This is a genomic window from Streptomyces sp. NPDC057010 (assembly GCF_042673805.1).
Taxonomy (GTDB): Bacteria; Actinomycetota; Actinomycetes; order Streptomycetales; family Streptomycetaceae; genus Streptomyces.
Genome location: NZ_JBHUSC010000008.1, coordinates 181,985 through 204,046, shown reverse-complemented (window position 1 = coordinate 204,046; position 22,062 = coordinate 181,985). Strand labels below are relative to the sequence as shown.

At 72.3% G+C, this 22,062-nt stretch carries 18 protein-coding genes and 2 pseudogenes; 5 read left to right on the top strand and 15 right to left on the bottom strand.

What is annotated here, in order from left to right; all coding sequences use genetic code 11:
- Positions 1-2 precede the first annotated feature (2 nt).
- Complete coding sequence (polX, locus tag ACFTXQ_RS11890) at positions 3-1,730, bottom strand: DNA polymerase/3'-5' exonuclease PolX (RefSeq protein WP_382638850.1); 1,728 nt, start codon at positions 1,728-1,730, stop codon at positions 3-5.
- Between the two features lie 58 nt (positions 1,731-1,788).
- Between polX and ACFTXQ_RS11885 the strand changes: the two genes are divergently transcribed.
- Positions 1,789-2,901 carry a CapA family protein gene (locus tag ACFTXQ_RS11885; RefSeq protein ID WP_382638847.1) on the top strand — a complete coding sequence of 371 codons (1,113 nt, stop codon included), beginning with the start codon at positions 1,789-1,791 and terminating at the stop codon, positions 2,899-2,901.
- Here ACFTXQ_RS11885 and ACFTXQ_RS11880 read toward each other — a convergent pair.
- The 6 genes from ACFTXQ_RS11880 to ACFTXQ_RS11855 form a co-directional block, all read right to left on the bottom strand.
- Positions 2,882-3,178, bottom strand: coding sequence for an antibiotic biosynthesis monooxygenase (locus tag ACFTXQ_RS11880; RefSeq protein WP_382638844.1), 297 nt, complete (start codon positions 3,176-3,178; stop codon positions 2,882-2,884). The genes ACFTXQ_RS11885 and ACFTXQ_RS11880 overlap by 20 nt on opposite strands.
- Positions 3,179-3,295: 117 nt before the next feature.
- Positions 3,296-4,006 carry an ABC transporter ATP-binding protein gene (locus ACFTXQ_RS11875; protein ID WP_382638841.1) on the bottom strand — a complete coding sequence of 237 codons (711 nt, stop codon included), beginning with the start codon at positions 4,004-4,006 and terminating at the stop codon, positions 3,296-3,298.
- Positions 4,003-4,773, bottom strand: coding sequence for an ABC transporter ATP-binding protein (locus ACFTXQ_RS11870; protein ID WP_382638838.1), 771 nt, complete (start codon positions 4,771-4,773; stop codon positions 4,003-4,005). Before ACFTXQ_RS11870 ends, ACFTXQ_RS11875 begins: the two co-directional genes overlap by 4 nt.
- Positions 4,770-5,738, bottom strand: a complete 969-nt coding sequence (locus tag ACFTXQ_RS11865) for a branched-chain amino acid ABC transporter permease (protein WP_382638834.1) — start codon at positions 5,736-5,738, stop codon at positions 4,770-4,772. The genes ACFTXQ_RS11870 and ACFTXQ_RS11865 overlap by 4 nt, the downstream gene beginning before the upstream one ends.
- Positions 5,735-6,613 (bottom strand): branched-chain amino acid ABC transporter permease, encoded by an 879-nt coding sequence (locus ACFTXQ_RS11860; RefSeq protein ID WP_382638831.1) that lies wholly within the window; start codon positions 6,611-6,613, stop codon positions 5,735-5,737. Before ACFTXQ_RS11860 ends, ACFTXQ_RS11865 begins: the two co-directional genes overlap by 4 nt.
- Position 6,614: 1 nt before the next feature.
- Entirely contained in the window at positions 6,615-7,673 is a 1,059-nt protein-coding gene (locus ACFTXQ_RS11855) for an ABC transporter substrate-binding protein (RefSeq protein WP_382638828.1), read from the bottom strand.
- A gap of 329 nt (positions 7,674-8,002) precedes the next feature.
- Here ACFTXQ_RS11855 and ACFTXQ_RS11850 point away from each other — a divergent pair, with 329 nt between their 5' ends.
- Positions 8,003-9,634, top strand: coding sequence for a carboxylesterase/lipase family protein (locus ACFTXQ_RS11850; RefSeq protein WP_382638825.1), 1,632 nt, complete (start codon positions 8,003-8,005; stop codon positions 9,632-9,634).
- A 46-nt stretch (positions 9,635-9,680) separates the two neighbouring features.
- On the opposite strand, the gene ACFTXQ_RS11845 is transcribed toward ACFTXQ_RS11850, so the two are convergent.
- The 8 genes and pseudogenes from ACFTXQ_RS11845 to ACFTXQ_RS11810 form a co-directional block, all read right to left on the bottom strand.
- A complete protein-coding gene (locus tag ACFTXQ_RS11845) occupies positions 9,681-10,502 on the bottom strand; it encodes a PaaX family transcriptional regulator C-terminal domain-containing protein (RefSeq protein ID WP_382638822.1) in 822 nt (273 codons plus the stop codon).
- 111 nt (positions 10,503-10,613) lie between these two features.
- On the bottom strand, positions 10,614-11,324 hold the full coding sequence (locus ACFTXQ_RS11840; protein WP_382638904.1) for an Asp/Glu racemase: 711 nt from the start codon (positions 11,322-11,324) through the stop codon (positions 10,614-10,616).
- Between the two features lie 99 nt (positions 11,325-11,423).
- A complete protein-coding gene (locus ACFTXQ_RS11835; protein ID WP_382638819.1) occupies positions 11,424-12,329 on the bottom strand; it encodes a fumarylacetoacetate hydrolase family protein in 906 nt (301 codons plus the stop codon).
- A 104-nt stretch (positions 12,330-12,433) separates the two neighbouring features.
- Positions 12,434-13,546, bottom strand: a complete 1,113-nt coding sequence (locus ACFTXQ_RS11830; protein WP_382638816.1) for a cupin domain-containing protein — start codon at positions 13,544-13,546, stop codon at positions 12,434-12,436.
- On the bottom strand, positions 13,543-14,568 hold the full coding sequence (locus ACFTXQ_RS11825) for a carbon-nitrogen hydrolase family protein (RefSeq protein WP_382638813.1): 1,026 nt from the start codon (positions 14,566-14,568) through the stop codon (positions 13,543-13,545). Before ACFTXQ_RS11825 ends, ACFTXQ_RS11830 begins: the two co-directional genes overlap by 4 nt.
- Positions 14,569-14,579: 11 nt before the next feature.
- Positions 14,580-16,976 (bottom strand): bifunctional salicylyl-CoA 5-hydroxylase/oxidoreductase, encoded by a 2,397-nt coding sequence (locus ACFTXQ_RS11820; RefSeq protein ID WP_382638810.1) that lies wholly within the window; start codon positions 16,974-16,976, stop codon positions 14,580-14,582.
- Between the two features lie 97 nt (positions 16,977-17,073).
- Positions 17,074-17,448: pseudogene (locus ACFTXQ_RS11815) on the bottom strand (acyl-CoA thioesterase); the annotation flags it as partial.
- A gap of 54 nt (positions 17,449-17,502) precedes the next feature.
- A pseudogene (locus tag ACFTXQ_RS11810) lies at positions 17,503-19,134 on the bottom strand (AMP-binding protein); the annotation flags it as partial.
- A gap of 174 nt (positions 19,135-19,308) precedes the next feature.
- Here ACFTXQ_RS11810 and ACFTXQ_RS11805 point away from each other — a divergent pair.
- The 3 genes from ACFTXQ_RS11805 (at position 19,309) to ACFTXQ_RS11795 (ending at position 21,985) form a co-directional block, all read left to right on the top strand.
- Positions 19,309-19,707: a hypothetical protein gene (locus tag ACFTXQ_RS11805; protein WP_382638807.1), complete on the top strand. Its 399-nt coding sequence runs from the start codon at positions 19,309-19,311 to the stop codon at positions 19,705-19,707.
- A gap of 188 nt (positions 19,708-19,895) precedes the next feature.
- Positions 19,896-20,609 (top strand): DUF4142 domain-containing protein, encoded by a 714-nt coding sequence (locus tag ACFTXQ_RS11800; protein WP_382638804.1) that lies wholly within the window; start codon positions 19,896-19,898, stop codon positions 20,607-20,609.
- A 14-nt stretch (positions 20,610-20,623) separates the two neighbouring features.
- Positions 20,624-21,985 carry a DUF1996 domain-containing protein gene (locus ACFTXQ_RS11795; protein WP_382638801.1) on the top strand — a complete coding sequence of 454 codons (1,362 nt, stop codon included), beginning with the start codon at positions 20,624-20,626 and terminating at the stop codon, positions 21,983-21,985.
- The last annotated feature ends 77 nt before the right edge of the window (positions 21,986-22,062 follow it).

Below are 22,062 nucleotides of genomic sequence, written 5' to 3'. Positions count from 1 at the left end.
CGTCAGGCTGCTTTGCCGCGCAGGAACTTCCGCAGCCTCGTCAGCGGCCACGCGTTGATGACGTCGTCCTTGGTCAGCCAGCCGCGCTGGGCCGTGCCCACCCCGTAGCGCATGTACGGCAGGTGCGTGGTGGCGTGCGCGTCGGAGTTCACCGCGAACTTCACGCCGTACCGCTTCGCGCTCAGGACGTCCTCGTCGCAGAGGTCGAGCCGCTCCGGATGCGCGTTGATCTCCAGGGCGGTGCCCGTCCGCGCGCAGGCCTCGAAGACCGCGTCGAAGTCGGCGTCGATACGGGGGCGTTTGCCGATCCGGCGGGTCGTGGGATGGCCGATGACGGCGACGTACGGGTTCTCGCAGGCGCGGATGAGGCGGCGGGTGAGCTCCTGCCTGCTCTGGTCGAAGTGGGAGTGGACGGAGGCCACGCAGAGGTCGAAGTCCGCGAGGAACTCGTCGGGCCAGTCCAGTGAGCCGTCCGGGCCGATGTTGAGTTCCGTGCCGTGCAGCAGCCGCATCCGGTGCCGGGTGCCGTCCAGGGCGCGCACCCGCTCGCGCTGGGCGAGGATCTTCTCGCTGGTCATGCGCTGCATGTACAGGTTCGGGGCGTGGTCGGTGACCGCGTAGTAGGCGTAGCCGCGGGCCGCGGCGGCGGCGATCATGTCCTCCAGCGGGGCCAGTCCGTCGGTGAGGTCGGTGTGGGTGTGCAGGTCGCCGCGGATGTCCTTCTCCGTGAGGAGGTCGGGGAGTTCACCACGCAGTCCGGCGGCGATCTCGCCGCGGTCCTCGCGCAGCGTCGGCGGTATCCAGGGCAGTCCGAGCCTCGCGTAGATCTCCTCCTCGGTCGCGGAGGTGATGCTCTCGCCGCTCTCCGCGTCGAAGAGCCCGTACTCGGAGAGCTTGAGGCCCTGGCGCACCGCGAGCGCGCGGGTGCGGATGTTGTGCGCCTTGGAGCCGGTGAAGTACTGGAGCCCGGCGCCCCAGGAGGCGGGGGGCAGCACCCGCAGGTCCACCTGGAGTCCGGTGGCGGTCCGTACGGAGGTCTTCTTCTCCCCGCGGGCGATGACCTCGGCGGTGGCGGGGAGGGCGGTGAGGGCTTCCATGAACGGCGCCGAGCGGCGCGCCGCCACCAGGATGTCGACGTCACCGATGGTCTCCCGCATGCGGCGCAGGGAGCCCGCGTACGTGCACCGGACGCAGCCGGGGATCTGCGACAGCTCGGCGACGAGCTGCTCGGCGACGTCCATGGCGGCGCTGACCAGGATCCGGCCCTCGCCGGCCTTCTGGAGGACCGCGATGCCGTGCAGGATCTTCTCCTCGGTCCGCTCGCCGAAGCCCTTGAGATCGCGCAGCCGCTCCTGCTGGATGGCGTCCCGCAGCTGGTCGACGGAGGTGATGCCGAGCTCCTCGTACAGGGCCATGGCCTTGTGGGGGCCCAGCCCCGGGATGGCGATCAGTTCGCGCACTCCGGCCGGTACGAACGCCCTGGCCTCGTCGACGACGGACATCCGGCCGGTCCGCAGGTACTCCAGGATCTTGTCGGCGACCGACTTGCCGACGTGCGGGATCTCGCGCAGGGCCTTCGCGTCGAGTGCCGAGACGTCCTGCGGGTAGCCGCCGACGGCGCGGGCGGCCTTCTCGTAGGCACGCGCCTTGAAGGCCTCCCCGCCCCGGATCGCGATGAGGTCCGCGTACTCCTGGAGCAGCGCCTCGACCTGGTCGTTGGCTCGGACCATGCCTCCAGGGTGCGCTCCGGGCGGCGGCCGGGCACCCCGGACGGCCTAGCCTGGAGGTGTGGGCGCTGACCTCGTGACGCTGTTCCTCGCCGGTGACGTGATGCTCGGCCGCGGCGTCGACCAGATCCTTCCGCACCCCGGCGACCCGGCCCTGCCGGAGGCGTACGTCTCCGACGCGCGGACGTACGTCGAGCTGGCGGAGGCCGCGAACGGCACGGTTCCGCGGCGCGCGCCCTTCTCCTGGCCCTGGGGGGAGGCGCTGGGCCTGCTCGACGCGGCCGCGCCCGATGCCCGGATCCTCAACCTGGAGACCTCGGTCACCCGGAGCGACGACGTCGCGCCCGGCAAGTCGGTCCACTACCGGATGCACCCGGCCAACCTGCCGTGCCTGGCCGCCGCCCGGCCCGATGCCTGTGCGCTCGCCAACAACCACGTCATGGACTACGGCCGCCGCGGGCTGGCCGAGACCCTCGACTCGCTCGCCGCCGCGGGGCTGCGGGCGGCGGGAGCTGGCCGGGACCTCGAAGAGGCGCGGCGGCCCGTGGTCCTGCCCCTCTCCGGGAAGCGGCGCCTGCTGGTGTTCTCCCTGGGGACGGCGTCGAGCGGCATCCCCCACACGTGGGCGGCCACGGCGGACCGCAGCGGGGTCGACTTCTGCGACGAGTCCTCGGCCGCGGCCGCCGCCGAGGTGAGCGGGCGCATCCGGCGGGCGAAACGGTCCGGTGACCTCGCGGTCGTCTCGATCCACTGGGGTTCCAACTGGGGCCACGCCGTCCCCCGCGAGCAGGTCCGCTTCGCGCACGCGCTCGTGGACGGCGGCGCCGACGTGGTCCACGGGCACTCCTCGCACCATCCGCGCCCGTTCGAGGTGTACCGGGGGCATCCGGTCCTCTACGGCTGCGGCGACCTGATCGACGACTACGAGGGCATCGGCGGCAACGAGCGGTACCGGGACGACCTGCGGCTGCTGTACTTCCTCGCGGTGGAGCCGGACACCGGCCGGCTCGACCACGCCCGTCTCGTCCCCCTCCAGGCCCACCGGATGCGGCTGCGGCACGCCTCGCGGGAGGACTGCGCCTGGCTCCACGAGGTCCTCGCCCGCACCGGCCGCGCCTTCGGGACCCGCCTCGCCCTCGATCCGGAGGGCGCCCTCACCGTGCGGGGAGGGTGAGTTCGCGTCCCCGGTGGAAGCTCTCCCGCTCGTCGACCACGTACGGTCCCATGACCTCGCGCCGCCGCTTCTCCGCGTCGGAGGACCGCCACGCGTCGCACGCCTGCCGCGAGTCCCAGAGCGAGACTCCCGTGACCTCCTGACCGTCCTCGGACCAGTACGCGAACGCGCCGCGCATGCCCTCGGGGCGGGTTTCCGGGCGCCACGCGCGCTCGAACTCCTCCAGGGTGCCCTCCTTGATGCGGCGCGTCGTCACCCAGACGCAGTGCTCCTCCATGGCAGCCTCCTCAAGGGCGGGCACCGTTGCGGCCCGGCCCGTCTCTTCGACCACCGTAGGTCCGCCGGGCCCCTTCCGCCTCAGGGCGTGGACCGGACGGGAGGCCGTGGCCCCCGGTCACTCCACGCCCAGCAGGCGGCGCCGGCCCTCGGGGTCGGCGCGGAACGCGGCGCAGGACGTCCGGTGGACGATGCGGCCCTTCTGCATGACCGCGACGTCCTGGGCGACGGAGAGGGCGAGCCCCAGGTTCTGCTCGACGAGGACCACCGCCGTGCCCTGCGCGGTCACCTCGCGGATCACCTCGCCGACCTGGGCGACGACCGCCGGGGCCAGGCCGTCGGAGGGTTCGTCGAGCAGGAGCAGGCGCGGATTGCCCAGCAGTGCGCGGGCGATCGCGAGCATCTGCTGTTCGCCGCCGGAGAGCTGGTCGCCGCGGTGGCCGAGCCGCTCGCCCAGCCGCGGCAGCAGGTCGAGGACGCGGGCCCTGGTCCACGGGCCCCGCGGCGGCCGCCGCGGGGAGGCGATCGCCAGGTGGTCCGCCACGGTCAGCGGGGCGAAGACCCGGCGCCCCTGCGGGACGACACCCACGCCGGCGCGGGCGATGACGTCGACGCGGGACCCGGCGAGCTCCCGGCCGTCGAAGGTGACGCTTCCCCCGTACGGCCGGACGAACCCCGCGACGGTGGAGACGAGGGTGGTCTTGCCGACCCCGTTGCGGCCCAGGACGGCGACGGTGCCACCGGCCTGGAGGTCGAGGTCGACGCCGCCCAGGACCACGCCACCGGCGTAGCCGGAGCGCAGCTCGCGGATGCTGAGGAAGGGTGTCACGAGGGAACCTCCGTGGTGCCGAGGTAGGCGCTCTGGACCTCGGCGGAGGCCCGCACCTCGTCCGGGGAGCCGGTCATCAGGTGTCTGCCGAGGTGCATGACCGTCACCGTGTCGGCGAGTTCGAAGACCATGTCGAGGTCGTGTTCGATGAGCAGTACGGTCACGTCGGGGGGCAGGGCGGCGATCAGCTCGGTGAGTCGCGCCGTCTCCGCCGGGGACATGCCCGCGGCGGGCTCGTCCAGCAACAGCAGCCGGGGTTCGGTTGCCAGGGCGACGGCGACTTCCAGCTGCCGCCGTTCGCCGTGGGAGAGCTCGGCCGCCCGGGTGTCGTGCCGGGTGGGCAGGCCCACGCGTTCGAGCAGCGTGCGGGCCCGGGCGATCGCGTCGGCCCGGGCGCTCACCCTGCGCAGGCCGCCGAGTCCCCATCCGGTTCCGGCGGCCCGGCGCAACACGGCGAGCAGGACGTTCTCCAGGACGGTCTCGCGCAGGAAGAGACTGGAGTGCTGGAAGGTGGCGGCGACGCCGAGCGCGACGCGGCGGTCCACGGGCAGCCGGGTCACGTCCCGGCCGTCGACGAGGATGGTTCCGGCGGTGGCGGGGAGCGTTCCCGAGATGAGGCCGAACAGTGTCGACTTGCCCGCGCCGTTGGGGCCGATGACGGCGTGCCGGGCACCGTGCCGCACGGTGAGGTCGACTTCGTCCAGGGCGCGGAAGGAGCCGAAGTGCCGTGACACCCCGTGTAGTTGCAGTAGATCGAGGTCCGTCACGCCGTCCTCTTCCGGTGGGGTCTGTGCGGGAGCCGTACGCCGGCCAGCCCGCGGGGCAGCGTGTAGACGGCGGTGACGAAGAGCAGTCCGAGCAGCAGCGGCCCGCGTCCGGCGACGGCTTCGAGGTTTCCGAGGTAGTCCCGGGTGAGCCAGACGAGTGCGGCACCGGCGCAGGCGCCCCACATCGAGCCGGCGCCGCCGATGACGACGGCCAGCAGTGCCAGGGCGGCGATCTCGAATCCGGCGTCGCCGGGCGAGACGAACCGCTGCACCGACACCCACAGGGCCCCGGCGGCGCCGGCCAGGCCCGCCGCGCCGCAGTAGACCGTCAGGGCGTAGCGGCGCGTGGGGTACCCGATCGCGCGCATCCGGTGCTCGTTGTCGCGGATTCCGCGCAGGGCGAGGGCGAACGGTGTCGCACCCAGCCGGGACACGGCCGCGAAGAGCAGCAGGAACACGGCCAGGACGTAGAAGTAGACGAGCCCGTCGAGTTCCAGCGGGTCCATGCCGGGCAGCGGTACGACGGGCGGGATGCCGGAGATCCCGTCGGAACCGTTCGTCAGGGACTTCCAGTTGACGGCCGCGCTGTAGACGATCTCGCCGATGGCCAGCGTCAGCATCAGGAACACCACGCCCCGCGCCCGCACGGCCGGCCATCCCGTGGGGACGGCCACCAGCGCGGAGACACCCGCGGCGACGATGAGTTGCACCGCACCGATGTCGGTGACCTTCGTCGCCACGATCGCCGCCGTGTAGGCGCCGACGCCGAAGTACGCCGACTGGCCGAGGGTCGGCAGTCCGGTCAGGCCGGTGAGCTGGTTGACGCTCACGGCGAGGAGGGCGAACACGAGGATCCGCGACAGGGTGCCCACGGCGTACGCGCCGAGGACGAAGGGGGCCAGGGTGAGCGCGACGACCACGGCGGTCACCGAAAGGCGCCGTACGGAGGATCTGGAGGGGTTCACGCGCGCACCGCCGACGGGACGAGGCCGTTCGGGCGGACCACGAGTACGGCCAGCATGGTGCCGAAGAGGAGGAAGGGGGCGTACTCGGGGAGCAGCGCCACCCCGAGGGTCTGGACCTGGCCGATGAGCAGGGCCCCGGCGAGCGCGCCGCGCACGGATCCGAGGCCGCCCACGACCACGACGACGAGCGAGAGGACGAGCACGGTCTCGTCGACGCCGGGCCCGGGACCGAGGATCGGCGCCCCGAGGACGCCGCCGACGGTGGCGAGGGCCGCGCCGAGGGCGAAGACCCCGTAGAGCACCTTGCGGATGTCGACGCCCAGCGCGCGGACCATGTCCCGGTCGGCGACGGTGGCCCGCACCAGCGCTCCGAGCGAGCTGCGTTCGAAGACGAGGTACACGAGCAGCGCGAGGCCGGCCGCGACGCCGATGAAGACGAGCCGGTAGACCGGGTACGCGTGGCCCAGGAGGTCCACCGTCCCGCGCAGGGCCGCCGGCGGATCCGTGGGCAGCACCTCGCCGCCGAAGCCGGCGGCGAGGAGGTCGGCGACGATGAAGGTGATGCCGAGCGTCAGCACGGCCTGGTCCAGGTGCCCGCGCCGGGCCAGCGGCGCGGTGAGGAACGTGAGGGCCGCTCCGCCCGCGGCGCCGGCCAGGGCGCCGGCGGCCAGCGCGAGGAGCAGCCCCCACACGCCGCCGTCGGAGAGCGCGTAGGCGATGTAGGCGCCGACGAGGTAGAGCGTGCCGTGCGCCAGGTTGAGCACGTCCATCATGCCGAAGACCAGGGACAGGCCGACGGCGATCGTGAAGAGCAGCAGACCGAAGGCGATCCCGTCGACGAGGCTGACGAGGTTGCCGTCCAACCATCCGGTCATGTCAGCCGCCCAGCCGGACGAGCTCGGACGTCACGGTGTTGGTCCCCTGCTTGACCTCGCGCAGGTACCAGGGCTGGACGGGCGTGCCGTCGCTGTTGAACCGCCAGGTGCCGCGGGGGCTGTCGATGTCGCCGACCTTGGCGATGGCGGCGTTGACGGATTCCGGGGTCACCTTGGTGCCGGCGGCCTTGATGGCCTTGTCGAGCACCTGCGCCGCGTCCCACGAGGCCATGGCGTAGGTGGTGGGGGCCGAGCCGTAGGCGGCCGTGTAGGCGGGGGCGAACTGCTTGTTGGCCGGGTTGTCCAGGTCCGCGCCGTAGTTGAGGGCGGTGAGGATGCCTTCGGCGGCGTCTCCCTGGCCCTTGAGGACTCCGCCCTCGGTGAGGAAGCCGGGTGCGTAGAGCGGGATCCTGCCGGCCAGTCCGAAGTCCCGGTACTGCTTGACGAAGTCGACGGCCGCGCCGCCGGCGTAGAAGCAGAAGACGGCCTTAGCGCCGGACTTCTCGATCTGCGCGAGGTACGGCTGGAAGTTCTTCGTCCCCGGGAACGGCGTGTAGACCTCCTCCCCCGCGATCGTGCCGCCCGCCGGGAGGAAGGTGGACTTGAAGCCCTCCACCTCGTCCTTGCCGGCCTGGTATCCGGCGGCGACGAGGAAGACCGGGCCGCCGGCCTTCTCGGCGACGTACCTGCCGAGCGCCTTGCCGGGTTCGTCGTTGACGTACGAGGTGCGCCAGACGTAGGTGGTGCCGGTCAGTGTCGTCGGGGAGGCGTTGGAGCCGACGAGCGGGACCTTGCTGCTCTCGAAGAGGTCCTTGACCCCGTTGATGGTGGCCGAGCTCACCACTCCGCTCACCGCCAGCACCCGGTCCTGCTTGACGAGCTTCTCCGCCGCCGCCTTGCCTGAGTCGGCCGTCTCCCCCTCGTCCGCGACCACGATCTCCACCTCGCGCCCGCCGAGTCTGCCGCCGTGCTGCTTCACGTAGAGCTCGAAGCCCTGCTTCATGTCGTCACCCAGCGCCTTGTAGGTGCCCGACTGCGGGACGAGGAGCCCGAGCTTCACGGGACCGCTCTGCCCGTCGTCGCCACCTGCGCCGAGGCTGGCGCCACCGCATGCCGTGGCCAGCAAGAGGGCCGCTGCTGCGGCGATCGGACCAACGGGACGAAACCGACCTGCCATGGGATCTCCGTACGTCGTCAACCGGCCTCGGAGGGCCGGATGTTGCTGTTGGGCTGCCGTGAGGGTCCGGGAAGTGACACGTGTCTATCGTGCTTTTCAGACGGTCGTCAAGACTTCACAAGACAGGTTTCATGCCGTAACACTGACCCTCGTCAATTTGACGCAATGCCACTTCGGCTACGGGCTCTTGAGCAGTCAGGGAGTGAAGCGACATGACCGACGATCCATCGCGGCGCGCGATCCTCAGGAACAGCGGGGTACTGGCGGGAGCCGCGCTGCTCTCCGGCGTCCCCGGCGCAGCCGGCGCACAGGCCGCCTCCCGCGCGGACGCCTCCTCCCCCGAGGTGGAGCTGCCCGCGGGCCGCCTGCGCGGAGCCGTCGAAGGGGGCCTCGCCGTGTTCAAGGGCGTGCCCTACGCGGCGCCCCCGGTCGGCGCCCTGCGCTGGCGGCCGGCGCAGCCCCACCCCGGATGGCAGGGAACGCGCGACGCGACCGCGTTCGGCCCGAGCGCGCCGCAGCCCTACCGGGAAGGAGGCGACCCCGTCCTCGGATCGCACGGCTCGCCGCCCTTCGACGAGGACTGCCTCACGCTCAACGTCTGGACTCCCGGGGCCGACGGCGCCAAGCGGCCGGTGCTGGTGTGGATCCACGGCGGCGGCTTCGTCTCCGGCTCCGGCGCGGTGCCCGGCTACTCCGGCGAGACCTTCGCACGCAACGGCGACCTGGTCGTGGTCAACCTCAACTACCGTCTCGGAGCCCTGGGTTACCTCTACTTCGGCGAGGACGGGGCCGGCGGGAACTTCTGGCTCACCGACCAGCTCGCCGCACTGCGCTGGGTCCGGGAGAACATCGCCGCGTTCGGCGGCGACCCGGACAACATCACCCTGGCCGGCCAGTCCGGCGGCGCGCTGTCGGTCGCCGCGCTCGCCGGCGCCGCCCGGGCCAAGGGGCGCCCGCTGTTCCGGCGGGCCATCCTGCAGAGCCCGCCGCTCGGGCTGAAGATCCCCACCCGCGCCGAGTCGCTCCAGCGCACCGCCACCTTCCTGGACATCGCCGGCGCCAAGAACGTGGCGGAGCTGCGGGCCGTGCCGTGGCAGCGCCTGCTCGCCGCCACCTTCGAGATGTTCGGGCGCACGAGCAAGTGGGGGTACTGGTCGACCCCGTTCCTGCCGGTGCTCGACGAGGGCACGCTGGACCGCGACCCCGTCGAGCTGCTGCTCGGCGGGGCCGGGGCGGACATCGACGTCCTGATCGGCTGGACCAGGGAGGAGGCGAACTTCGCCTTCGCGCTCAGCGAGCCGTACGCCGCCGCGACCAAGGAGCAGGTGCTGGCGCGGGCTCGGGACACCTTCGGCAACCGGGCGGCCCTGGCGTACACCGCCTACGAGGAGGCCCGGCCGGGCGCCCGCCCGGTGGACGTCCTCATGGACCTGATCACCGACGACCTGTTCCGCATGCCCGCCGTGGCGCTGGCCGAGCGGCGGGCGGCCCGCGGGCGGCCGGTCTGGGCGTACCAGTTCAACCTGCCGACACCCGCCCACGACGGTCAACTGGGCGCCGCCCACTGCCTGGAGCTGCCGTTCGTCTTCGACAACTTCGACAAGTGGTCGCAGGCGCCCTTCCTGGCGGGGCTGAACCCGCGGGTCCGTGACGGTCTCGCCGCGACCGTGCACGCCGCGTGGATCTCCTTCATCCGCACCGGCGATCCCAACCACGATCCGATGCCGCGCTGGGACCGCTACGACCGGGAGTCCCGTACGACGATGGCCCTGGACTCGGTGACCGCCTCCGTCGGGGACCTGGCGGGGTACTGGCGCCGCCTGCACCACCCGGGGACGCCGTAGCGGTGGTGCCGCCCTGCGGAGGGACGGGCTAGGACTCGGGCCCGGCCTACGGCAGGCCGGTGACCTGCCGTACGTGCAGCAGGCTGGGCTCGGCGAGCACCTCGTGCAGCTGCTGGAAGATCCGGCGGGCGTCGACGGCGTTCCAGTCCGAGGGGAGCAGCTCGCTGGGCAGGCCGGGGTCCAGGTAGGGCAGCCGGCGCCACTGGGTGAGCATCGGGACGTAGTGGCGGAAGGCCTCGCCGCCGTCGATCTCGCGCTGCTGCGCGAGACCTTCGGCGACGGGGCCGTACTCGTGGGTGAAGGTGGCGTACTGCGCCTGGATCGCGGGGAAGTCCCACCACGAGCTGACGGTCGCGGGCAGGTCGCTGAAGGCGGCGTAGTCCGCGGCGAACAGGTGTACGTAGTCGCTGAGTCCGAGGCGGATGAGCATGTCGCGGCAGTCGTCGAGCAGCCGGCCGGGGGCCAGCCAGACGCCCGGGGCGATGTTCCCGAAGCCGAGCCAGGTCAGCCGGGTGCGCAGCTGGTAGCGGTAGGACCGCTCGGACTCCGGTACGGAGAAGACGGCCATGGCCCAGCCGTCGCTCAGCTTCGCCGGTTCCAGGCTGCCGAAGATGCGCCGGTCGCCCTCGTCGAAGACGGGCTGCGCGGCCGGGCTCAGCCGGTAGCCCGTGGCGCCGCGGCGCTCCGCTTCGAGGACGCCCTTCTTCTTCAGGCGGGAGATCGCCGAGCGCGCCGCCGGGCCGTCGACGTCCAGTTCGGACATCAGGGTGATCAGGTCGGCGACCGAGATCCAGCCGCCGAGGCGGCGCAGGAACGCCCCGTAGACCGTGTTGATCAACGAGCTGGGCCTGAGGGGACTGTCCGCCATGATCGCCTTCCGTCGTGTGCGGCAGCGATCCTACCGAGCCGGGCGGCCGGGGGGCGGCCCAGGTCCGGGTCACGGTGGGCCGGCCGCCCGGGGAGGGGCGGCCGGGCGCCGTCACTGCGCATACGCGCCCGACAGGAGGTGGCCCGCTCCGGGGGCCACGGCCGGCAGGCCCAGGGCGCGGAGCATCTGGTGGGCCGTGCACACCGCGGCCGAGACGACGGGCTTGCCGAGGAGCTGTTCGGCCTCCTCGATGGCGCCCAGTGAGGGCATCTGGACGCACGCGGAGAGCACGACGGCGTCGGCGTCGGCGTGGTCGAGGGCCCGGGCGAGTCCCGGCAGGCGCGCCGGGTCGTGGGCGGCGACGTCGAGGTTGTCGGGGATCTCCAGGGCCTCGTAGTCGAGGACCTCGATGCCCTCGTGGGTGAGGTAGTCGACGACCGTCCTGGTCAGCGGGCGCATGTAGGGGGCGATCAGGGCGATCTTCTTCGCCCCGATCGTCTGCAGGCCGTGGACGAGGGCTCCGGCGCTGGTGACGACGGGGGCGGGCGCGCCGTTCTCGACGGTACGGGTGTGCAGGCGCTCCTCGGAGGTGCGGTGGTAGCCGAGGCCCATGCTCATGATGGCGACGAGGCAGGCGTAGCCGAGCACGTCGACGCGCGCGTCGGAGAGCTCGACGGCGCACCGGTCGGAGTCGGCGTCCATGGCCTTGAGCTGTTCCGGGGTCACATGGGTCATGCGCATCCGGCTGGAGTGGAAGGTGAAGCGCTCGTCCGGCGCGATCGCCTGCCGGGCACGGAGGATGGCGGGGACTTCCGTCTCCATGGTGACGTTGGAGCTCGGCACGATCTGGCCGATGCGGTAGGTGCGGGGCGGCACGGGTCCTCCTGGACGGGGCGGGGGGGGCGGGATCGGGATCGCGGGTCAGCGGGCGTCGACGACGGGGTTGGTGAGGGTGCCGATGCCCTCGACGGTGGCCTCGACGGTGTCGCCGGGGTGCAGGAACTCGGGCGGGACCATGCCGGCTCCCACGCCCGACGGCGATCCGGTGGCGATGACGTCCCCGGGTTCGAGGGTGACGCCGGAGGAGATGTCGGCGATGAGGCGGGCGATGGGGAAGAGCATGTGGCGGGTGTTGGACTTCTGCTTGGTGACGCCGTTGACGCGCAGGGAGAGGTCGAGGGCCATCGGGTCGGCGATCTCGTCCGCCGTCACCACCGCCGGGCCGAAGGGGGCGTAGGAGTCCTGGCCCTTGGAGAAGAACCACTGGCCGGAGCGGCGCTGGTCGCGGGCGCTGATGTCGTTGACGATGCTGTAGCCGAAGACGTGGTCGTAGGCCTCCTCCTCGCTCACGCGGAAGGCGGTGCGGCCGATGACGACGGCCAGTTCGCACTCCCAGTCCAGCTGGGTGGTGAGGTCGGCGTTGTGCAGGATGGGCTGACCCGGTCCGGTGACGGCCGTGGCGGGCTTGCTGAACAGGACGGGGCGCGGCGGCAGTTCCCGGTCGGTGTCCAGGCTGCGGCTGGACTCCTCCACGTGCTCGACGTAGTTGAGGCCGACGCCGATGATCTTGCCGGGGCGGTGCGGGGCCGCGACCGTCACCTCCCCGATCGGGTGCACGGCCCCGGCCGGCCAGGCCGCGGGGCCGCCGGCCAGCAGGCCGCGGGCGGTTTCCCGCGCCTCCTCGCCGGCCCGGATGAACGACAGCAGGTCCGCGGGCAGGTGTGCGCCGGCCGCGGAGGCGAGCGTGGCGAGGTCGACGACCAGGTCGTCGACCTGCGCTCCGAGGCGGTCGGGCGAGCCGTCGACGGTGTAGGTGACCAGCCGCATGGGGTGCTCCTTGCGTGTGAGGGGGAGGGAGGGTGGCAGGGGGGTGCTCCGCCGCACCGGCGCCGGTGTCAGGGCCGGCGCGGCGTCCGGTGCGGCGGAGCGGCTCAGACGGCGGGCTGGTGGCCGCCGTTGTCGGGGTACGCCTCTTCGCGGTGGAAGCCGAGCGAGCGCATGACGGGGAAGTCGTTGAAGGAGAAGAGGCAGGCGTCCTCGGACGGGTCGAGGTTCTCGTGCTCGTGCCAGGCCCAGGAGGGCACGCAGAACATGTCGCCCTGCTGCCACTCGAAGCGCTGTCCGGCGATCACCGAGACGCCGCGCCCCTTGGCCGCGGTGTAGATGACCGAGCCGGTGTGGCGGTGCGCCTGCGTGGCCTGGCCGGGGCGCAGGAGCTGCATGTGGGCGCCCATGGTGGGCATGACGGAGCCGCCGGTGAGCGGGTTGGTGTACTCGGCGATCACTCCGTCGTACGGGGATCCCTCACTGGCCTTGGCCAGGTTCCGCAGGGCCTCGTAGGTGGGCTCCCAGGGGAAGGCCAGCAGCGGCGAGTAGGGCCGGGTCCACTTCTCCGCGCCGTACGGCAGCAGGTTCGCGCCGTAGGTCAGCACCGAGGAGTTGATGACCTTCCCGGGGGTCTGGTACAGCTCCGGGTGGACCTCGTAGAACCCGGCGTCCAGGGCGTTGACCAGCGGGATGTCCAGGCCGTCCTGCCAGATGACGGGGGCGTCGCCGGATTCGTTGCCGTGCTCGTGCCAGGTGCCGTTCGGGGTGATCGCGAAGTCTCCCGGTCCGACCTTCAGCTTCTGGCCGTCGACGATGGTCCAGGCGCCGGTGCCCTCGTGGACGAAGCGCAGGGCGGCGGCCTGGTGGCGGTGGGCGGTCATGGCCTCGCCGGGGCCCATGATCTGCAGGCCCGTGTAGAGGAGTCCGACCGCGGCGCTGACGTCCTTGCGGCCGGGGTTGACGAGCATGACCACGCGGCGGCCGGCGTCGTCGGCCTTGACCAGGTCGAGGGCCTTGCGGACCAGGGGGCGCAGTTCGCTGTAGCGCCACAGCACGGGTACGGACTTGGGCTGGGGGTACCAGGGCTCGATGTCGTTGGCCACGGTCCACAGTGCGCCCGCTTCGAGCTGGGCGAGTTCGCCGTAGAACGCGGCGAGTTCGGGGGAGTCGGACACGCGTGCGCGTCCCAGCTGCGTGTCGTCGTACTCGGTGGTCATGCGTCCTCCTTCGTGATGCCGGTGGTGTCGGTGGTGAGGGGTGCCGCCGGGTGCGCCCGGTCCGTCGCGAAGGTCACCGGCGTGCGGGGGCGGTCGTCGACGTGGAGCTGGAAGACGTCGAAGCGGTTGTAGTGGCCGACGATGTCGTGCATCTGCTTGGGCTGGATGCAGCGGGCCAGGTCGATCTCCGCGTAGACGATGCCCTCCTCGTCGACGAGGGGTTCGGTGACGGGGCGGCCGTCGGGGCCGAAGATCCCGGACAGGGCGCTGCGGGGGCGGGTGAACTGTTTGCGCAGTTCCTCGTCTTCGCCCGCGAGGGCGTCGACGATCTCCGGGGAGATGGTGGAGCAGGCGACGACGGAGAAGACCTTGCCCTCGAAGCTGTGTGCGGCGGTGCGGACGGCGATGGCCTCGGCCATGTCGTAGTCGGCGGGTGCCACCGGCAGGGCGATGTAGCAGGAGGCGTGGACCAGTTCGCCCTGTGCGAGGAGGGTGAAGCGGGCCAGGGTGTTGGTGTTCTCGCCGCAGGCGAGCGCGCCGAGCGGGCCGACGGGGGTGGGGTGGACCTTCAGCGAGCTGCCGTCGCCGCCGGTCCAGGTGAGCTTCTCGGCCCAGGTGGGCACCAGTTTGCGGTGGACCCCGAGGAGTTCGCCGTCGGGGCCGATGGTGAGCAGGGTGTTGTAGAGGACGCCGAGGCTGTGGGGTCCGCGTTCGTTGACGCCGATGACGAGGACGACGCCGTACTGGCGTGCGGCGGCGCGCAGTTGGTCCACGTACGGGCCGGGGACGTCGACGGCCGCGCGGTAGAGGCGCTCGAACCAGGGCGAGCCCTGGACGGGGTTCATCGTCCAGTTCCAGTAGGGGTATCCGGGGACGAACACCTCGGGGAAGACGACGAGTTCGGCGCCGTTCTCCGCCGCCTGGGCGATGAGCCCGACCGCCTTGTCGACGGTCGCCGCGGCGTCCAGGTAGACGGGGGCCGCCTGTACGGCCGCGGCGGTGAAGCGTGGCAGGTTGTCCATGGTTCTCCAGTTCAGCGGGCGGCCGCGGCCGCGGCGGGGAGGTTCGGGACCCAGCGCTGGTGCACGGGCGCGGAGGACTCGCGGAGCAGCTGGAGGCGGGGCGCGACGCGGTCGGCGCGCGCGCCCGGCGGGCGGCCGCTGCCCGCCCGCCAGGAGGCGGGCCACGGTGCCGCGGGGCCGCTGTAGCCCTGGGCGGCCGCGGCGTGCAGCGTCCACAGGGGGTCGTGGAGCTGGGCGCGGCCGACGGCGCACAGGTCGGCGCGGCCGGCCAGGATGATGGAGTTGACGTCGTCGTACGTGGAGATCGCGCCGACGGCGATGGTGGGTACGCCGGTGGCGTTGCGGATCAGGTCCGCGTACGGGGTCTGGTAGCTGCGGCCGTACCGGGGCCGTTCGTGGGCGACGACCTCGCCGGTGGACACGTCGACCGCGTCCGCGCCGGCCTCGGCCAGGGCGCGGGCGATCTCCACCGCGTCGGCCTCGCCGGTGCCGCCGTCGGCCCAGTCGGTGGCGGAGATGCGGACCACGAGGGCCTTGCCCTCGGGCCAGACGGCCCGTACCGCGCGCAGCACCTCCAGGGGGAAGCGCAGCCGGCCGGTGAGGCTGCCGCCGTATTCGTCGGTCCGCTCGTTGGTGAGCGGGGAGAGGAAGCCGGACATCAGGTGGCCGTGGCCGTACTGCAGTTCCAGGACGTCGAAGCCGGCGCGGTGGGCGCGTGCGGCGGCGGCGGCGAAGTCGCGCGTGATGGCGTCCATGTCCCTGCGGGTGGCCTCCCGCGGGATCGCGGAGTTCTCGTCCCAGGCCCGGGGGGAGGCGGCGACGAGCGGCCAGCCGTCGGCGCCGAGCGGCACGGCCCGGCCGTCCGGCCTGGGCACACCGGTCGCGGCGCGGCGGCCGGCGTGGGTGAGCTGGATGCCCAGGCAGGTGTCGGACTGGCCGTGGACGAAGTCGGCGATGTGCCGCCAGGCGGCTTCCTGTTCGTCCGTGTAGAGGCCCGGGCAGCCCCGGGTGGCCCGGCCTTCGGCGCTGACCGCGGTCATTCCGGCGAGGACCAGGCCGCTGCCGCCGAGGGCCTGGGTGCTCAGGTGGACGAGTTCGAAGTCGCCCGGCACCCCTTCCCGGGCGGTGTACAGCGCGGTGGGCGGTACGACGACCCGGTTGCGCAGGAGCAGGCCGCCCAGCCGGAACGGGCGGAACATCGGCGGCACCGTGGCGGCGGCGGCAGTGGGCCGGGCGGCGGTGAGGGCGCTCCCGCCGGCGTGCCAGGAGGCGACCTCGGCGGTGAACTTCTCGTCGCGTACGCGCAGGTTGTCGTAGGTGACGCGACGGCTGCGGGTGAGGAGGTTGAAGGCGAACTGCGGGGGCTCCTGGCCGGTGTAGCGGCCGACGTTCTCGAACCATTCGAGGCTGGCCTGGGCGGCGCGCTGGGTGGATTCGACCACCGGCCGGCGTTCGGCCTCGTAGGCGGCGAGCGCCGAGGCCACGTCGGGGTGCTCGTGCAGGCACGCGGCCAGGGCCAGGGCGTCCTCCATGGCGAGCTTGGTGCCGGAGCCGATGGAGAAGTGGGCGGTGTGGGCGGCGTCGCCGAGCAGGACGACGTTGCCGTGGCGCCAGGAGGCGTTGCGGACGGTCGTGAAGCGGATCCACTTCGAGGCGTTGGGGATCAGGCGGTGGCCGTCGAGGTGGTCGGCGAGGATCTCCTCGCACCGCCGCACGCTCGCCTCGTCGCTCTCGCCGCGGGCGAACTCCCGGTCGGCGAGGGCCTCGAAGCCCGCGCGCCGCCAGTCGTCCTCGGCGATCTCCACGATGAAGGTGCTGCGCCGGCCGTCGTAGGGGTAGGCGTGGACCTGGACGCTGCCGAAGTCCCGCTTCTCGACGATGAAAGTGAAGGCCTCGAAGACGCGGTCGGTGGACAGCCACATGTAGCGGCAGTGACGCTCGTCGAGGTCGGGGCGGAAGCTGCTCGCGTAGGTGTCGCGGGCGGTGGAGCGGATGCCGTCCGCGGCGACCACCAGGTCGTAGCCGGTTGAGAGCTCCTCGACGGGCGGTGCCTCGGTGCCGTAGTGCACGCGCACCCCGAGCTCGGCGCAGCGGTTCTGCAGGATCTCCCGCAGCCGGTTGCGGTCCAGGGCGGCGAAGCCGTGGCCGCCGGAGACGTGGACCTCGCCGCCGTAGCGGACGTCGATGTCGCTCCACCGGGCGAACTCGGCGGACATGGCGGCGAACACGGCGGGGTCGGCCTGTGCGATGCCGTCCAGCGTCTCGTCGGAGAAGACGACGCCGAAGCCGAAGGCGTCGTCACGGGCGTTGCGTTCCCAGACCGTGATCTCCCACTCCGGTGAGAGCTGTTGGGCCAGTGCCGCGAAGTACAACCCGCCGGGGCCTCCTCCGATGACTGCTACACGCACGGTGTTCCTCCTTGTGGTTCCGGAAAACAGGATATGCCGCAGATTTGGCGACCGTCAAGAATGCAGCACATCCCGTGGGGCGAGGGGCCGCCCCGGGTCACGCGAACAGCTCGGGTGCCTGCGGGCCGGCCTTGGTGAGGAGCTCGCGCACCTCGGCGGGCCAGGGCTCGGATCCCGTGGCGCGCGCGGCCGAGTGGGCGATGACCATGCGCCCGGTGGCGGCCGGCTCCTCCCCCTCGCCGCGGACGGTGAAGGCGTAGTGCAGGGAACTGGTGCCGACCTTGACGACCGCCAGTTCGGTGCGGACGGTCTCGCCGAACCACAGCCGGGCCCGGTAGTCGGCCTCGAAGTGGACGCGCGGGGTGCTGCCGAAGAGGTGGGCCAGGCCCAGCCGCCGCAGCAGGACGGCCTCGGCCGCCTCGACCCAGCGCACCACGGTGGAGTGGTGGTAGTGGCCGGCGGCGTCCGTGTCGGGCCATTCGACGCGCCGCTCGACGACGACGCTGGGCAGGTTCGGAGCCTCGGCCGCGGGGCCCGCCTGGGCGTGCCTGCGCAGCTCGGAGCGCTGTAGCTTTCCGTTGCCGGTGCGCGGGAGGTCGGTGACGAACTCGACGGCGCGCGGGTACTTGTAGGGCGCGACGGTCCGCTTGACGTGGTCCTGGAGCTCCTTGGCCGTCTCCCGGTCGGGCGCGACTCCCGGGCGCAGGACCACGTACGCCTTGACGAGCATGCCGCGCTTCTCGTCCGGGGCCCCGACGACGCCGCATTCGGCGACGTAGGGGTGGGTGGCGAGCGCCTTCTCCACCTCGGGGCCGGCGATGTTGTAGCCCGAGGAGACGATCATGTCGTCGCTGCGGGCCACATACCAGAAGTACCCGTCGGCGTCGCGGACGTAGGTGTCGCCGGTGATGTTCCAGCCGTGCCGGACGTACACGCTCTGGCGCGGGTCCTCCATGTACCGGCAGCCCGTGGGGCCGGTGACGGCGAGGAGCCCCGGCTGCCCGTCGGGGACGGGGTCGCCCTGTTCGTCGACGACGCGGGCCCGGTAGCCGGGGACGGGCCTGCCCGTGGAGCCGGGGCGTATGTCGCCGTCGGAGGCCGAGATGAACACGTGGAGCATCTCGGTGGCGCCGATCCCGTCGATGATGCCCAGGCCGGTGGCGGCGTGGAACTCCTCCCACACGGCCGCCGGCAGCGCCTCCCCGGCGGACACGCAGCGGCGCAGACCGGCCAGCCGGTGCACCGCGCCGGCGGCCATGATCGCCCGGTAGGCGGTGGGCGCCGTGAAGAGCACGGTGACGCCGTGGTCCTCCACGAGCTCGGCCAGCCGCTCGGGGGCCGCCTGCTCGATCAGCAGGGTGGCCGCGCCGGCGTACAGCGGGAAGACGACGAGGCCGCCGAGCCCGAAGGTGAAGGCGAGGGGCGGGGTCCCGGTGAAGACGTCGTCGTGGCGGGGCCGCAGGACGTGGCGGGAGAAGGTGTCGGCGTTGGCCAGGACGTCCCGGTGGAAGTGCAGGGTCGCCTTCGGCCGTCCGGTCGTGCCCGAGGTGAAGGCGATCAGGGCGACGTCGTCCGCCGCGGTGGCGACATTGTCGAACCGGCCGTCCTTCGTGGCGCAGCGCGCGACGAGGTCCTCCTCGCCGGGACCGCCGTAGGCGATGACGGCCGGGCCGGCAGCGCCCGCGCCGACGGCGGCGGTCAGCTCGTCGAGGTAGCGGTGGTCGCACACGGCGACGGTCGGCCGGCTGATCTCGTGCAGCTCCGCGAGCTCGCCGGCGCGCAGCAGCGGCATGGTGGTGACGGCGACGCCGCCCGCCTTGAGGACGCCGAACCAGGCGGCCACCAGCCAGGGGTTGTTGGGGCCGCGCAGCAGCACGCGGTTGCCCGGGACCAGTCCGTGGTCCTCGGTGAGCACGCGGGCGACCTGGTTGGCGCGTTCCAGCAGGTCACCGTAGGTCCACCGGTCGGTGTCCGTCAGCAGGCAGGGCCGGTCGGGCCCCCAGCGCCGGAGGGTGTCGTCGAGGATCCGTTCGGCGCAGTTGAGCCGGTCCGGGTACTGCAACTCCGGCAGGTCGAAGTGCAGTTCGGGCCAGAGGGGGAAGGGCGGGAGGCGATCACGACAGAACGTGTCGACATGGGCAGAGGGGGAGAGCTCCATGGGGCGGCACCTCAATCTCGGGGCAGCGGGGAGAGTGGAGCAAGTATCTCGCTAATCTGGCGACCGTCAATGATGCGCGATACGGGATTTCCGTTAACAGCGTGTTACGCCGCCAGGTCGCGCAAGGGGTATATATGGCAAAAGGGATGATTCCCCCCACCCTGGGAGGCGGACATGGCGCGGCTGTACGTCGACGGAGACCAGATGGTCGTACGTCTGTCCTGGTGGGAGAGGATCGCGGCCCGGCAGAACGGCCCGCGGGTGCCCCTCGCGGCCGTGGCGGACGTCTCCGTCGTGACGGACTGGTGGCGCCCGCTGCGCGGCGCGCGGGCCCGCGGCAGGCTCGTGCCCTCCGTGCTGTGCCTGGGGACGTGGCGGCACGCCTCCGGCCGGGACTTCGTCGCCATCCGGGCCCGCGACCTACGGGTGGTCCGTGTCGACCTGCTGCCGTCGGCGCCGTACGCCCGTATCTCCGTCAGCGACCCCGAGGCCGGCGAGACCGCCGCGGCCCTGCGGTCGGCCCTGGCCCGGCGGATGGCCGCGGCTCCCGGGCGGGCCGCCGTCCGCGCATAGGGCGCGGCAACATATCAGCCTTTCGAGTACTCGCCCGGATGTTTATCCAATAGTGATGGCCCTCCCGCGACGGCACCACAAGGGGCACTAGCGTCCCGTGACACCCCGGGAACGCGGGTGTGCCCCGCACGGCGCGTGCGGCCCCCCTGCCCCGCCACCCCGCCCGGCCCACGGAGCAAGGAGGCACTGTGCTGTCATTCCGGCGGAGGTCCATCAACAGCCTGTCGGTGGCCGCGAGATACACGATCGGAAGCGGCTTCGTCATCACCGCGCTGGCCGTCACGCTGATCGCCCTGCTGATCCCGGTGGACAAGTTCGGCGGCCGGACCGCCGCCGCGACCGGACGGCCGGCGGCCGAGGACGACGGCGCCGGGACCCTGAGCACGGCCTACGGGCCGCTGACCCCCGCGGACCGGGACTTCGTCCGCAAGGTGCGGCTCGCCGGCCTGTGGGAGCTGCCCGCCGGCCGCCAGGCCCAGCAGCGCGGCACGCGCGCCGCGGTGCGTACGGCAGGGGAGCACCTCGTCGAGGGCCACACCGAACTGGACCGGCAGGTCATCCAGGTCGGCCAGGCCCTCGGCATCGATCTGCCCAACCAGCCTTCGGAGCAACAGCAGGACTGGCTCAGCCAGTTGACCCGCGCCAAGGGGGACGAGTACGAGCGATTGTTCGTCCAGCTGCTGCGCCGGGCGCACGGAAAGGTGTTCGCCCTGCTCGCCCAGATACGGGCGCAGACGCGCAACTCCATGGTCCGCGCCCTCGCCACCTCCGCCAACACCACGGTCCTGGACCACATCACGGTTCTGGAGGACAGCGGGCTGGTCGACTTCGACGCGCTCTCCGACGCGACCGCCGCCCCCTCCCCCGTCCCGTCCACTCCCCCCGTCCGATCGACGAAGTGAAGTGAAGTGATCGCATGAGTGAAAAGGGCCATAAGCGCCCCCGGTTGTCGAAGCGGCTCCTGGCCGTGATCGCCGCTCTGCTGCTGGGCGGCGGCGGGGTCGCCGTCGTCGCCGGCAACGCCAACGCGGGCCAGGAGCAGGACCGTACGGGCCGGGTGACGGCCACCATCGACTGCCCGGACGTGGGCGACCGGCTCACGGCCGTACCGGACCAGGCCCGGTCCGAGGTCGACGAGAGCCTCGCCGAGCTCGACGTACAGGTGGCCGATGCCTACCGGCGGCTCGCCGCCGGCGAGGCACGCGGCGACGCCCTCCTCGGCGAACTCCAGGCGCAGCGCGACAAGACCATCACCCGCATGTCCGACGCGATAGCCCGCACCGCCGGCCGGCCCGAGGAGCTCAAGTCCCTCGCCGGATGCCAGATGAAGCAGGCGTCCGCGCAGGAGGACGACGCGGCGGCCGATCCGGCCGCCGCCCGGTCCATCGGCGGCAAGGCCGGTCCGGCGCGCAGCGACTTCGTCTCCATCACGAAGATCCGGCCCAACGTGCGCACGCCCGCACCGGCGGGCGGGGCCTCCACGGGGTCCTTCAGCTCGCGGTGCGGCCGCAACGAGAACGGCCACTCCAACCCCGACAACGTGATCGTCGCACCCGGCGTCTCCAACGGCGCCCACCACATGCACGACTACGTGGGCAACAAGTCCACCGACGCCTTCTCCACCAACGACAGCCTCGCCGCGGCCGGCACCACCTGCGGCAACGGCGACCAGTCCAGCTACTACTGGCCCGTGGTCCGGCTGCGCGACGGCAAGGCGGCCCAGGACGCCAAGGCGCCCGGCGGCGGGCTCGACGCCAACGTCGGCACGGTCCTGCGGCCCAAGCAGGTCACGATCACCTTCAAGGGAAGCCCCGTCGGCAAGGTCAGCGCGATGCCCCGCTTCCTGCGCATCATCACCGGCGACGCCAAGGCCTTCACCAACGGAACGGCGAACGCCAACGCCTCCTGGAGCTGCACCGGATTCGAGGACCGCCAGCTGAAGGACAAGTACCCGATCTGCCCCAAGGGCAGCGACGTGGTGCGCACCTTCACCTTCCAGAGCTGCTGGGACGGCCGGAACACCGACAGCGCCAACCACCGTACGCACGTGGCCTTCCCGGACCGGGGCGGCCGCTGCCCCAAGGGCTTCAAGGCCATTCCGCAGCTGGTGCAGCGGATCACCTACGGCATCGCACCGGGCGCGCGGTTCGCCGTGGACAGCTTCCCGGAGCAGCTGCACAAGCCGGTCACCGACCACGACGACTTCATCAACGTCATGTCGAACGGCCTGATGTCCACCGCCGTCGACTGCATCAACGGCGGGCGCACCTGCCGCTGACGCCCGTGTCCTCCCTCATGCTCCCGGGCGCGGCGCTCTCCTCCCCCACCCACCGCGCCCGCCCGGGACAGGTGTTG

Bases quoted from the DNA above. Each gene is read 5' to 3' on its own strand.
- polX (WP_382638850.1), bottom strand. From the start codon at position 1,730: ATGGTCCGAGCCAACGACCAGGTCGAGGCGCTGCTCCAGGAGTACGCG.
- ACFTXQ_RS11880 (WP_382638844.1), bottom strand. From the start codon at position 3,178: ATGGAGGAGCACTGCGTCTGGGTGACGACGCGCCGCATCAAGGAGGGC.
- ACFTXQ_RS11860 (WP_382638831.1), bottom strand. From the start codon at position 6,613: ATGACCGGATGGTTGGACGGCAACCTCGTCAGCCTCGTCGACGGGATC.
- ACFTXQ_RS11850 (WP_382638825.1), top strand. From the start codon at position 8,003: ATGACCGACGATCCATCGCGGCGCGCGATCCTCAGGAACAGCGGGGTA.
- ACFTXQ_RS11845 (WP_382638822.1), bottom strand. From the start codon at position 10,502: ATGGCGGACAGTCCCCTCAGGCCCAGCTCGTTGATCAACACGGTCTAC.
- ACFTXQ_RS11840 (WP_382638904.1), bottom strand. From the start codon at position 11,324: ATGGAGACGGAAGTCCCCGCCATCCTCCGTGCCCGGCAGGCGATCGCG.
- ACFTXQ_RS11835 (WP_382638819.1), bottom strand. From the start codon at position 12,329: ATGCGGCTGGTCACCTACACCGTCGACGGCTCGCCCGACCGCCTCGGA.
- ACFTXQ_RS11830 (WP_382638816.1), bottom strand. From the start codon at position 13,546: ATGACCACCGAGTACGACGACACGCAGCTGGGACGCGCACGCGTGTCC.
- ACFTXQ_RS11825 (WP_382638813.1), bottom strand. From the start codon at position 14,568: ATGGACAACCTGCCACGCTTCACCGCCGCGGCCGTACAGGCGGCCCCC.
- ACFTXQ_RS11805 (WP_382638807.1), top strand. From the start codon at position 19,309: ATGGCGCGGCTGTACGTCGACGGAGACCAGATGGTCGTACGTCTGTCC.
- ACFTXQ_RS11795 (WP_382638801.1), top strand. From the start codon at position 20,624: ATGAGTGAAAAGGGCCATAAGCGCCCCCGGTTGTCGAAGCGGCTCCTG.